Annotated in this window: 13 protein-coding genes; all 13 read left to right on the forward strand. The window is 44.3% G+C overall.

What is annotated here, in order from left to right; translation table 11 throughout:
* The first annotated feature begins 305 nt into the window (after positions 1-305).
* Positions 306-1,055, forward strand: a complete 750-nt coding sequence (locus GXZ17_RS03605) for a YebC/PmpR family DNA-binding transcriptional regulator (protein WP_409375923.1) — start codon at positions 306-308, stop codon at positions 1,053-1,055.
* The gene (gene ruvC / locus GXZ17_RS03610; protein ID WP_409375924.1) at positions 1,055-1,567 is read left to right on the forward strand and encodes a crossover junction endodeoxyribonuclease RuvC; all 513 of its coding nucleotides are present in this window, start codon (positions 1,055-1,057) and stop codon (positions 1,565-1,567) included. Before GXZ17_RS03605 ends, ruvC begins: the two co-directional genes overlap by 1 nt.
* On the forward strand, positions 1,551-2,147 hold the full coding sequence (gene ruvA / locus GXZ17_RS03615) for a Holliday junction branch migration protein RuvA (protein WP_409375925.1): 597 nt from the start codon (positions 1,551-1,553) through the stop codon (positions 2,145-2,147). Before ruvC ends, ruvA begins: the two co-directional genes overlap by 17 nt.
* Positions 2,144-3,115 (forward strand): Holliday junction branch migration DNA helicase RuvB, encoded by a 972-nt coding sequence (ruvB, locus tag GXZ17_RS03620; protein WP_409375926.1) that lies wholly within the window; start codon positions 2,144-2,146, stop codon positions 3,113-3,115. The genes ruvA and ruvB overlap by 4 nt, the downstream gene beginning before the upstream one ends.
* On the forward strand, positions 3,108-3,674 hold the full coding sequence (locus GXZ17_RS03625; RefSeq protein ID WP_409375927.1) for an epoxyqueuosine reductase QueH: 567 nt from the start codon (positions 3,108-3,110) through the stop codon (positions 3,672-3,674). The genes ruvB and GXZ17_RS03625 overlap by 8 nt, the downstream gene beginning before the upstream one ends.
* Positions 3,641-3,871, forward strand: coding sequence for a DUF2905 domain-containing protein (locus GXZ17_RS03630; RefSeq protein WP_409375928.1), 231 nt, complete (start codon positions 3,641-3,643; stop codon positions 3,869-3,871). The genes GXZ17_RS03625 and GXZ17_RS03630 overlap by 34 nt, the downstream gene beginning before the upstream one ends.
* A 9-nt stretch (positions 3,872-3,880) precedes the next feature.
* Complete coding sequence (locus tag GXZ17_RS03635) at positions 3,881-5,215, forward strand: SpoIID/LytB domain-containing protein (RefSeq protein WP_409375929.1); 1,335 nt, start codon at positions 3,881-3,883, stop codon at positions 5,213-5,215.
* Entirely contained in the window at positions 5,212-6,243 is a 1,032-nt protein-coding gene (gene queA, locus GXZ17_RS03640) for a tRNA preQ1(34) S-adenosylmethionine ribosyltransferase-isomerase QueA (protein WP_409375930.1), read from the forward strand. The genes GXZ17_RS03635 and queA overlap by 4 nt, the downstream gene beginning before the upstream one ends.
* Before the next feature lie 10 nt (positions 6,244-6,253).
* Entirely contained in the window at positions 6,254-7,384 is a 1,131-nt protein-coding gene (tgt, locus tag GXZ17_RS03645; protein WP_409375931.1) for a tRNA guanosine(34) transglycosylase Tgt, read from the forward strand.
* Between the two features lie 14 nt (positions 7,385-7,398).
* Positions 7,399-7,731 (forward strand): preprotein translocase subunit YajC, encoded by a 333-nt coding sequence (gene yajC / locus GXZ17_RS03650; RefSeq protein ID WP_409375932.1) that lies wholly within the window; start codon positions 7,399-7,401, stop codon positions 7,729-7,731.
* Positions 7,732-7,775: 44 nt separating this feature from the next.
* The gene (gene secD / locus GXZ17_RS03655; protein ID WP_409375933.1) at positions 7,776-8,963 is read left to right on the forward strand and encodes a protein translocase subunit SecD; all 1,188 of its coding nucleotides are present in this window, start codon (positions 7,776-7,778) and stop codon (positions 8,961-8,963) included.
* 22 nt (positions 8,964-8,985) lie between these two features.
* Positions 8,986-9,867 carry a protein translocase subunit SecF gene (secF, locus tag GXZ17_RS03660; protein ID WP_409375934.1) on the forward strand — a complete coding sequence of 294 codons (882 nt, stop codon included), beginning with the start codon at positions 8,986-8,988 and terminating at the stop codon, positions 9,865-9,867.
* Positions 9,868-9,873: 6 nt separating this feature from the next.
* A partial coding sequence (gene recJ / locus GXZ17_RS03665; protein ID WP_409375935.1) for a single-stranded-DNA-specific exonuclease RecJ occupies positions 9,874-11,367 on the forward strand: 1,494 nt, incomplete at its 3' end.

The following is an 11,367-nucleotide window of genomic DNA, read 5'->3' on the forward strand; positions in this document are numbered from 1 at the left end:
CATTTGGATTCCCCCCTCTTTGTCACCCCGGCAATCTTTAAGCCGGGGTCTAAATTATTTAAAAACATGGATTCCCGATAAAAGATTTCGGGAATGACGGATGATGTGGATGCCTGATTAAAGATTTCAGGCATGACGAAAAAGGGAAACCCTCAACTCTTTTTTTCTTTCCTTTCCCCTTCCGGAGAAGCGATTGCCACACCCGCTGAAATCTTTCCTTTCGGGTAGCAAAGAGTCAAGAAATTCCTGCAAATTGGAAAAAGATGTGATAAAATGGGGTAAAGTTTCTTTAAGGAGTTGAAGGTATGTCCGGACATTCTAAGTGGTCACAAATAAAACACAAAAAGGCTAAAACTGACGCGGCTCGGGGTAAGGCCTTCAGCAAAGTCACCCGCCTTATTACGGTAGCTGCTCGTCAGGGAGGGGGAAACCCGGAAACTAATGCTTCTCTGCGGATTGCTATCCAGAAAGCCCGGGAGATGAATATGCCTCAAGAAAACATCGAAAAAGCAATTAAAAGAGGCACTGGAGAATTAGAAGGAGTAAATTACGAAGAAGTTATTTATGAGGGATATGCGCCAGGAGGAGTGGCTGTAATGGTAGAAGCCACAACTGATAACCGCAATCGAACCACTGCTGAAATAAGGCATATTTTTTCCCGTCGGGGAGGGACACTGGCAGAAAGTGGTTCTGTTTCCTGGATTTTTGAACGCAAGGGTCTTATTAGTTTTGAAAAAGAAGATGTAGATGAAGAAGAGCTAATGATGGTGGCAATTGAAGCTGGAGCGGAAGATATAGAAGAGGGAGAGAGCACCATAGATGTGATTACTCCTCCTTCTGATTTTGACCGGGTGAGAGAAGCTATAGAGCATGCTGGTATACCTTATGTCCTGGCTCAAGTTACCATGCTTCCTAAAACCAGGGTGAATCTGGAGGGTAAAACTGCTCAGCAGGTTCTAGAGCTTATTGATGCCCTGGAAGAGCATGATGACGTGCAGGAAGTTTATTCTAACTTTGAAATAGCGGATGAGATTTTAGAATCACTGAGTAGCTAATGCCTGAGAGTGCTCATATATTAGGAGTAGATCCGGGAACCGCTATCACCGGTTTTGGGGTTATAGAGTCTTCTGCTCGGGGTAATTCCCTTAAGGTGGTAGATTATGGCTTTATTGCCACTGATAAAGGACTCCCCGCCAGTACAAGATTAAAGTTCATTTTTGAGGATTTAAAGAAAGTAATCGAGAAGTTTGCCCCTCAGGAGATAGCGGTGGAAGAATTGTTTTTTAATAAGAATTCCAAAACTGCTATTGCTGTGGGAGAAGCACGGGGGATAGTTTTATTATGTGCTGCTCTTTATCAGGTGCCGGTCTATGAGTATACACCACTTGAAGTCAAACAATCCATAGTGGGTTACGGAAGAGCCACTAAAAATCAGGTTATTTATATGGTGAGGCAAATTTTAAATATAGAAGAAGAAATTAATCCGGATGACGTGGCCGATGCCCTGGCAGTGGCTATTTGTCACGCCTTCCGTTCGGGATGTAGAGGAAATGTTAGATTATCTTAAAGGAAAAGTGGTGGAAACAGGAGAAGAAGATTGGGTGGTAGAGGCTAACGGTTTTGGTTTCCGCCTGAAAGTCACTCCTTTCGTTTTTCCCGGGGATATTGGAGAAGAAAGATGTCTTCTTTTGCGCGTTTTTATGAGGGAGAACGGAGAATTCACCCTTTATGGATTTGATGAAGAGGAGGAGAGGTCAGTTTTTGACCAGCTGCAGGAAGTCAGAGGTGTTGGTCACCGTACTGCTTTTAAAATCCTCTCTCGGGTAAAATGGGAAGACTTAATTGAGTTAACTTTGAATGAAGATGTTTCAACTTTAGAGACCAGAACCAACCTCAGCTCCAAGACCATAAAGAAGCTGGTGCTGGAGTTAAAACCCCGCTTTTTGAAGAAAGGGTGGAAAATAGAGGGCAAGGAGCGTTTGGGAGGGACAGTGGAGGAGGTTAGAGAGGTTTTATCTCGCCTGGGTTACCGTCCAGTAGAAATCGAAGGAGTGATTGATGACTTATGGAATGAACTTGTTAAAGAAGGAGCAGATGTGGAGACCTGGGTCAGGGAGGCTTTAGTCAAGTTAGGTGGTGGGGTTTGAAAAGAGAATCAGTGGACGATTTTCTCATACGGCCGCAAAGTTTAGCTGATTTTGTCGGTCAGGAAAAAGTTAAGTCCAATCTCCAGGTTTACATTCAAGCCGCTCGCTCAAGAGGTGAACCCTTAGACCATGTGCTATTGTTTGGTCCTCCTGGTCTGGGTAAAACCACCCTGGCTAATATCATCGCCCACGAGATGAACACCAGCCTTCGCTATTTATCTGGCCCCACTTTTACAAGAGGCGGAGACTTAGTTTCTGTTTTTAGTACGCTTTCTGCGGGGGAAGTAGTGTTTATCGATGAAATTCACCGCCTTCCTCCACCTTGCGAGGAGATTCTCTACGGTGCTATGGAAGACTTTGCTCTTCATCTTGTGGTGGGAAAAGGCCCGGGAGCGAGAAGTATACGCATTCAATTGCCTCTTTTTACTCTGGTGGGAGCTACTACCCGGGTGAGTCTTCTCAGCTCTCCTTTGCGCAATCGCTTCGGTATTGTGGAGAAGCTGGATTTTTACCAAGAAGAGGAAATTTCTAAAATAGTGAAGAGGTCGGCACAGGTTATGGGAGTGGAGATCGAACCCGGGGGAGCAGAAGAAATTGCTCATCGTTCCCGTGGCACTCCCCGGATTGCCAATCGTCTGCTTCGGAGAGTAAGAGATTTTGCTCAGTTTTTTGGCAGGGAAATAATAGATGAAGAAATAGCAAAACAGGCTTTTAATCACTTAGGGGTGGATGAGGTAGGCCTTACCGACTTTGATCGAAAATTTTTAGAGGTGCTGGTTAAACATTATCAAGGAGGACCGGTGGGGATTGAAAATATTGCCAGCGCTTTAGGAGAAGATCCTGCTACTCTGGAGGAGGTTTGTGAGCCTTTTCTTCTAAAATTAGGTTTTATTGCCCGGACCAGAAGAGGGAGAATAATAACTGCTCGAGGTCGCCAATATCTCCAGAAGGTGAAAGAAATTGGGTGATAAAATTCTGCTGCATACCTGCTGTGCTCCCTGTGCCACCTACGTTAACGAAGCTTTAGAAAAAGAAGGATGGGAAGTGGTAAATATTTTTTATAACCCCAATATCCATCCTTTTGATGAATATGCTCGTCGTTATGAAACCCTGGTTTTGTACCTGGAGAGGGAGGGGAAGGTTCTTAAAGCCCCCTTTCCTTACAACCCTCTGGAATATTTTTCTCTCATTACTGAGGCAGAAAATCGCTGTCCTAAGTGCTATTTTCTGCGGTTGCGAAAAGTGGCTCAGTGGGGAAAAGAAGGGGGTTTTGAATTTTTCACTACCACCTTAACTATCAGTCCTTATCAAGATTTATCAGCCATCTGGGAAGTAGGGAAACAAATTGAGGAAGAATTGGGTATTAAATTTCTGGTCCGAGATTTTCGGGAGGGTTTTCGTCAGAGCGTGACCCGGTCGAGGGAGTTGAAGCTTTATCGGCAGAATTATTGCGGTTGTATTTTCAGTAAATATGAAGGAGTAAAAAGGAGGCTATGGAAACGTCTTACTGGGCTAAAATTTTCTTAATTCTGGGTTTGGTATTCATAGTGGTGGGAGTTCTATTGCTCATTGTACCCCGGATTCCGGGGATAAATAAACTGGGGCGCCTGCCTGGCGATATAGTTTATCGGCGGGGTAATTTTGTCTTTTATTTTCCCCTTACAACCTGCATCATCATCAGCGTGGTTCTCAGCCTTCTTTTTGCTCTCTTCTTCAGGCGTTAGGAGGAAAAAATGCGAAAAAGAGTTATCCTTCTCATATTTTTGGTTCTTTTTGTCTGTATGAATGGGGCCTGGGGATGGGGAAAAGAACTGGAAGTGAAAGTTAATTTGAATAAAGCAAAAGAAGCGGTATTTAGCTCCTCCGGAGGCTTAAAAATAGAAATAGGAAAGCGTTATTTTTCTGTTCCTTCTTCTTATCCTGTTCACTTCAGGGAAAAGGGAGGGAAGGTAGAATGGGAAGAAGAAAACATCCTTTCCTCTGAAGTTTATATATATCCTAAAGGCAAAGAACCAATTTTGTGGGGTAAAAGACCCTATCGGGGAAGTTTTATTGTGAAAGCATCAAGCGATGGTATTTTAGTGATAAATCAGCTCCCTGTTGAAGATTATATCAAAGGCACTATGAAGCTGGAATTGAGTCCTGCCTGGCCTGTGGAAGCTCTCAAAGCTCAAATTATAGTTTCTCGCACCTATGCTTTGAAAAATTTGCGACGTCACGAGGAAGAGGGTTTCAATTTCTGTGCTACCGACCATTGTCAGCGCTACGGAGGAATTAATGCTGAAGATCCGGTTACCAATCGCCTGGTGGAAGAGACTAAAGGGTTAGTACTTACTTACCAGAACGAGTTAGCTTCAGCCGTTTTTCATTCAGAAAGTGGTGGCTTTACTGAAAGTGCTCTTGATGTGTGGGGGAGAGAGGTGCCCTATCTTGTGGAAGTTGCTTCCCCCTGGGAAGGGAATGCCCCTCACTCATCCTGGAGAGTGGAATTTACAAAAGAAGAACTGGAAGAAAGCCTGAGAGAAGCTCGCCTCATCCAGGGAGAAATTCTGGATATTCGTTTATCCTCTTCCTCGGAGGGGAGAGTGGAAGAAGTTGAAGTGATAACTACAGATGGTGAGTTTTCCTTTCCTGCCTCCCGGTTTCGAGAAGCTATAGGCTGGGAAAAGCTCCCCAGCACTTTTTTTGCAATGAAAAAAGAGGAAAAAGAGCAAAAAGTGAGAAAAGAAACTTTTCCTTCTTCGTCATCATCATTGTCATCTTCTTCTTTTGACTATGATGAATGGATGGAGAAAGATTGGGACTTAGATGATATAATCAATTTTTTGAAAATGAGAGAAGAAGAAAGAAACCGGAAAAAAGGTATTTCTCCTCCTCCCCGGATAGTGGTGGAGGAAGAAGTTGTTTCTCAAGGTACTGCTTTTATATTTGAGGGAAAAGGTTACGGTCATGGAGTGGGTCTTTCTCAGTGGGGAGCAAAAGGTATGGCGGAGGAAGGTTTTTCTTACGAAGAGATACTCAGCCATTATTTTCCTGGTTGCCGGATAGAGAGGACGACTTTTAAGTGAGTAGTTTAGTTTCCGAATTTGATTTTTCTCTGCCTCCAGAGCTGATTGCTCAGGAGCCTTTTTATCCTCGAGACCATTGCCGATTAATGGTGGTGGATAGAGAGCGAAAAACGTGGGAGCACCGCCTTTTCTATGAGGTACTGGAATATTTAGAGCCTCCCGATGTTCTCGTGATAAATGATACCCGGGTTTTGCCTGCTCGTTTCTGGGTGTATAAGGAAGAAACCGGGGGAAAGGTGGAAATTTTATTTCTGCGCCACCGGGGAGAGGACTGGGAGTGTCTTTTGCGTCCTTCTCGAAAAATAAAGGTGGGTCAGATTCTCAGATTACAAAAAGACTCTCACTTTAGCTGGATGGTGAAAGGGCAGAATAACGGAATGTGGTTGGTTAACCCTCTTTTTTCTCCCCGAGAAGAAGAGAATTTATTCCAGTCTTTCGGTGAAGCTCCTACTCCTCCTTATGTTAAGAATCGGAATATAAGATTAGAGGATTATCAAACGGTTTATGCTCGCATTCCCGGGTCAGTAGCTGCTCCTACTGCTGGTTTGCACTTTACTCCTCGTTTGTTGAAAAAATTAAAAGAAAAAGGAGTAAAGGTGGTGTCTCTTACTCTTCACGTGGGATTGGGGACTTTTCAACCGGTTAAAGAAGAGAGAATAGAAGACCACAATATGCACTCGGAGTATTTTGTGTTCACAGAAAGCGCGGCACAAACTATTCTCGAAGCTAAAGAAAAGGGAGGCAAAGTAGTAGCAGTGGGAACAACGGTGGTGAGAGTTCTGGAGTCAATCTGGCAGCGGTCTGGCACCTTAAAGGGCATGGAAGGAGAGACGAATCTCTTTATCTATCCTGGTTTTCATTTTCAGGTGATAGACTGGCTGATTACCAATTTTCATCTCCCTCGCTCCACCCTTTTTATGCTGGTTTGCGCTTTAGCCGGAACCGACTTTATGAAGGAAGCTTACGAAGAGGCTATCAAAAACAATTATCGCTTTTTTAGCTTTGGCGATGCTATGCTCATAAAATAAGAGGTGAAGTTTGGAAAATTTTGAGCTTTTAGCTGTTGACTATTATTCCCAAGCTCGTCTGGGGCTATTACATACCGCCCATGGAGTAATAGAAACACCGGTGTTTATGCCGGTAGGAACTCAGGGGACGGTGAAAGCTATTGCTCCAGATCGCTTGGAAGAAATGGGAGTGAAGATTTTTCTCTGCAACACTTATCATCTCCATCTCCGGCCGGGAGAAGATGTGGTAAAGGAAGCAGGGGGTTTGCATCACTTTATTTCCTGGCCTTATTCTCTTTTAACTGATAGTGGTGGTTTTCAGGTGTTTAGTTTGACTGATCTCGTGGATGTGGACGAAGATGGAGTGTATTTTCGCTCTCACTTAGATGGATCTCTCCACCGTTTCACTCCTGAGGTAGCTTTGCAAATTCAGATGGATCTGGGAGCAGATATTGTGGTACCTCTGGACCAGTGCATTGGCTTTCCAGCTTCTTCTCACGAGGAGCGCATCGGAGCAGAGAGGACTCTTCAGTGGGCAAAGAGAAGCAAACAGTTTTTTTCTTCTCCTCATCAGCTCCTTTTCGGTATAATCCAGGGAGGGATGGATGAGGATTTACGAATTTATTGCACTAAAGAGACGGTGGCGATGGATTTCGCTGGATATGCTCTGGGAGGTTTGAGTGTGGGTGAACCCCCTCCTCTCACTTATGAGATAATTGAAAAAGTGGAACCCTTTTTACCTCATGATAGGCCTCGTTATTTGATGGGGGTGGGCACACCAGAGAGCATAATAGAGGGAGTGCGCCGGGGTATAGATATGTTTGATTGTGTTCTTCCTACTCGCAATGCCCGAAATGGTTGCCTTTTAACTCATCAGGGCAAAGTTAATATTGGTCGGCAGGAGTTTTCTCGGGATTTTCGTCCCGTAGATGCAGAGTGCCATTGCTATACCTGTCTTAATTTTTCTCGAGCTTACCTGCGGCATCTGTTTAAATGTAAGGAAATACTGGCCAGCGAGTTGGCTACTATACATAATTTATATTTTATGGTAGAGTTGATGGAAAATATTAGGAAAAGTTTAAGAGAGGGTTATTTTCTCGAATTTGCCGAGGAGTTTCTGGCGGGATATGAAAGTAATTCCTCTTCTTTTTCTAAAAAATAAAGAAGGAGTGATTGATGATGAACTGGTTTATTTCTCTGGCTCACGCTGCTAATGAAGTACCTGATGCTGCTGCACCTGCTGCGCCCGCTGCGCCCAGCATTATTGCTCAGCTTTTTCCCCTTATTTTTCTGATCCTTATCTTCTACTTTCTTCTCATCCGTCCTCAACAGCAGAGACAGAAAAGACAGATGGAGCTGTTGAATAGCATTCAAAAGGGAGATAAAGTGGTCACAATAGGAGGAATTCATGGAACGGTAGCTGAAGTGGATGAAGATGATATATTATTGGAAGTAGACAAAAATACCAAGATTCGCTTTTCCAAGAGTGCTGTGGCCACTAAGGAATAGGTTATAATTAATAATATCAGAAGCCGGCTGGGGAGGAAAAGAACTTGAGAAGAGGTAATTTACCCTGGAGACTAATTGTATCTGTAGTTTTAGTAGTGATATCTCTGGTGGTTATTATACCAGTAAAGCAGAAAATTCGCCTGGGTCTTGATTTGCAGGGAGGTTCTCACATTCTGCTTGAGTGTGTGGATACTCCTGAGGCTCCTGTAGACAGCGATGCAGTGAAAAGAGTGGTAGAAATCATCCGTAACCGGATAGACCAGTTAGGTGTAGCAGAGCCGGTTATTGCCCGGCAGGGGGAGCGTCGAGTGCTCGTTCAGTTGCCGGGGGTCACTGATCCTCAAAGGGCAGTGGAGGTGATTGGACGTACTGCTCTTCTGGAGTTTAAAGACGAAAATGGTAACACACTTTTAACCGGAGCACATCTTAAAAACGCTCAAGTGCAATATGACCGCTTTGGAAGACCGGTAGTTTCCATAGCTTTTGATGAAGAGGGAGCCAAGCTTTTTGCTCAGGCTACTACTCTTAATGTAGGAAAACCCATAGGGATTTATCTGGATGACAATCTTATTTCTAATCCAGTGGTGCAAGAACCTATAATGGGAGGAGAAGCGCAGATTACCGGAGGGTTTACTTTAGAAGAAGCGCAAAATCTGGCAATATTACTCCGGGCGGGAGCTCTACCGGTTAAGGTAGAGGTGATAGAAAACCGCTCTGTGGAGCCTTCCCTGGGTCAGGATTCTATAACTCATGGGCTCCGAGCAGCAGTAGTTGGTGCTCTCCTTGTCGTAGTGTTTATGATAATTTATTACGGGTGGTTGGGAGTACTGGCCGATTTAGCTTTAGCTTCTTTTGCTATCTTTTTCCTGGCTATTTTTATTAGTTTGCGGGCTACTTTGACTTTACCAGGGATTGCCGGTTTCATAGTTACTGTGGGTATGGCGGTAGATGCTAATGTTCTCATTTTTGAACGGATTAAAGAAGAATACCGGGCAGGGAAAACCTGGCGAGCTTCGATAGAAGCGGGATTCAATAAAGCTTTTCACACCATTTTAGATTCTAACATTACCACTTTGATTGCTGCAGTTATGATGTTCTATCTGGGGTCAGGTCCGGTGCGAGGTCTGGGAGTAACTCTGACTTTAGGTATCATATGCAGCATGTTTACCGGTATCTGGGTTACTCGAGCTTTAGTAGATTTCTTTGCTGAATGGATCAAGTTTGAAGCTTGAAGGGCCAGGAGGTAGAAAATAAATGGAATTGATAAAAAATCCTAATCTGAATTTTGTGGGAAACCGTCGCCTAGCTTACACCATTTCTATCATTATTATAGCAGTAGGGTTGATTAGCTTGTTGGTGCAAGGGTTAAACTACGGTGTAGATTTTGTCGGAGGAACACTTCTCCAGTTTCGGTTTAACCGGGAGGTGGAAGTGGAAGAGGTGCGGGAGGCTTTAGAAGGGTTAAATCTCGCAAAAAGCACAGTGCAGCGCTTTTCTCCTCAAGAAGTAATCATTCGTTCTCCCAAGCTCAGCTCTGAGGAGCAAGATGAGGTAGAAAAAATCCTGGGAGAAATATTTGGGGAAGTGGAGCTGGTAAGAGTAGAAGATGTAGGACCAGCAGTAGGAGCAGATTTGCGTCGGATGGCAGTCACTGCTGTTTTAGTGGCACTTCTCGGGATTCTCGTTTACGTGTCCATACGTTTTGAATTCCGTCCCGGAGTTACCTCTATTGTTGCTTTAGCTCATGATGCTTTGGTCGTTTTGGGGATGCTTTCTCTTTTCCAGCGCGAATTCAGTGCTCCGGTTCTGGCAGCTATTTTAACTATCCTGGGTTATTCAATCAATGATTCTATTGTAGTTATGGATCGGGTAAGGGAAAATTTAGCTTTGCGCAAAAAAGGAGAAACTTTTGGAGAACTGGTTAACCGGAGCATCAATGAAACTCTTTCCCGCACCGTTAACACAGTTTTAACCACTATTTTACCAGTCCTGGCTCTTTTAATTTTAGGGGGAGAGATGCTTCGGGACTTTTCCTTTACTTTATTAATTGGACTTATCGCTGGTACTTATTCTTCCATTTTTATAGTTAGCTCCTTGTGGGTAGAATGGGAAGAGAGAAAGCCATTGCGGAGGTAGATATCTTTGGGCAAAAAGTGGCAGATTAGAAAGGTGAACGAAGGTTATTTAAAACGCTTGTCTCGTTCCCTTTCTATGCCTGTTTCCATTGCCCGGGTGCTTATGAACCGGGGGGTTTTCACTCTTCAAGAAGCACGGGATTTTTTAAACCCTCATCTTTCTTTTTTGCAAAAACTCCAGGAGTTGCCTAATTTAAAAGAGGCGGTTTTACTTTTAGATAAGGTGATTAGAGAAAGAGGGAAAATTCTTATTTTTGGTGACTATGATGCTGATGGTTTAACTGCTGCAGCTATTTTAGCCCGTTTTCTGCGACTTTTCTCTTCTGAGGTAGAGATATATATACCCAGCCGTTTTCGAGAAGGTTACGGACTCAACCGGGAGGCAGTAGAAAGTATTTTAAAGCGAGAACCCAATCTTGTCGTAACAGTGGATTGTGGCATCAGGGACTTACCCGGGATTGCAGCGCTAAGAAACAAAGGCATCCTGGTCTTAATTACTGACCACCATCTCCCTGATTTTGACCTCTGGCCCCAGGAGTTATGTGTAGTAAGCACCTGGGATAGAGATTCCCGGGAGATGATTTCTCCTCTCTCTGGGGTGGGAATAGCTTTAGCTTTGGCTCAAGCTTATGGTGAATATCGAGGGACCAGTGTAATTCCAGTAGAAGAATATATAGATTTAGCCTGCATAGGGACGGTGAGCGATGTGGTTCCTCTTCTGGAAGAGAATCGAGTCATCGTTCGTTATGGCCTCGAAAAGTTGAACCGGAATCCCTGCTGTGGTCTCCGGGCTCTCTGTGAAGTTTCCGGCCTCACTGGAAGAACTATAGGGACGCAAGAGATAGGTTTTATTCTGGCTCCCCGTATCAATGCCGCAGGTAGGGTAGAAGACCCTCAGCCGGCTCTGGCTTTACTCTTGAGCGATGAATATGAAGAGGCTATAAAATTGGCGAGCTATCTGGATGTCTTGAATTCTCGGAGGAAGAAAGAAGAAGAAAAGGTTTTAGAGAGTGTTTTTCAAGATGAGAAAAACGAAGCTTATCTTCAGGATGAGGTGGTGGTAATCTCAGGACCAGAATGGAACCAGGGGGTTTTAGGTATTGTGGCTTCCCGTCTCAGTGAGCAGCTGGATCGACCGGTGATAGCTTTGACTGAAATCGACGGGGTGGCAATGGGTTCCGGTCGCAGCATTGCAGGTTTTAATCTCTCGAGGGCCTTAGAGTGTAGCTCATCACTTCTGATTCGTTATGGTGGTCATGAGATGGCTGCCGGGCTCCGGTTACCTGCCGATAGGGTAGGGGAATTGCGAGATTTTTTAAACGATAATTTTGCCGAGGAAGTGGAAAAAGCTCGCTCCAGGCGGGGGTTAGTGGTAGATGCTCTCGTTGGTTTGCGAGAAGTTAACGAAGAGACCCTTTTCTGGTTAGAAAAGCTTGAACCTTTTGGAGAGAAGAATCCCCCTCCTCTTTTTGCTGTTCTGGATGCCTCTTTGATTAGGAGC

Source organism: Candidatus Sordicultor fermentans (genome assembly GCF_012728195.1).
GTDB lineage: Bacteria > Atribacterota > Atribacteria > Atribacterales > Caldatribacteriaceae > Sordicultor > Sordicultor fermentans.

Coding starts and splice junctions, on each gene's coding strand:
- GXZ17_RS03630 (WP_409375928.1), top strand. CDS start 3,641: ATGGAAACGTCTTACTGGGCTAAAATTTTCTTAATTCTGGGTTTGGTA.
- GXZ17_RS03635 (WP_409375929.1), top strand. CDS start 3,881: ATGCGAAAAAGAGTTATCCTTCTCATATTTTTGGTTCTTTTTGTCTGT.
- yajC (WP_409375932.1), top strand. CDS start 7,399: ATGATGAACTGGTTTATTTCTCTGGCTCACGCTGCTAATGAAGTACCT.
- secF (WP_409375934.1), top strand. CDS start 8,986: ATGGAATTGATAAAAAATCCTAATCTGAATTTTGTGGGAAACCGTCGC.
- ruvA (WP_409375925.1), top strand. CDS start 1,551: ATGTTAGATTATCTTAAAGGAAAAGTGGTGGAAACAGGAGAAGAAGAT.
- ruvC (WP_409375924.1), top strand. CDS start 1,055: ATGCCTGAGAGTGCTCATATATTAGGAGTAGATCCGGGAACCGCTATC.
- GXZ17_RS03605 (WP_409375923.1), top strand. CDS start 306: ATGTCCGGACATTCTAAGTGGTCACAAATAAAACACAAAAAGGCTAAA.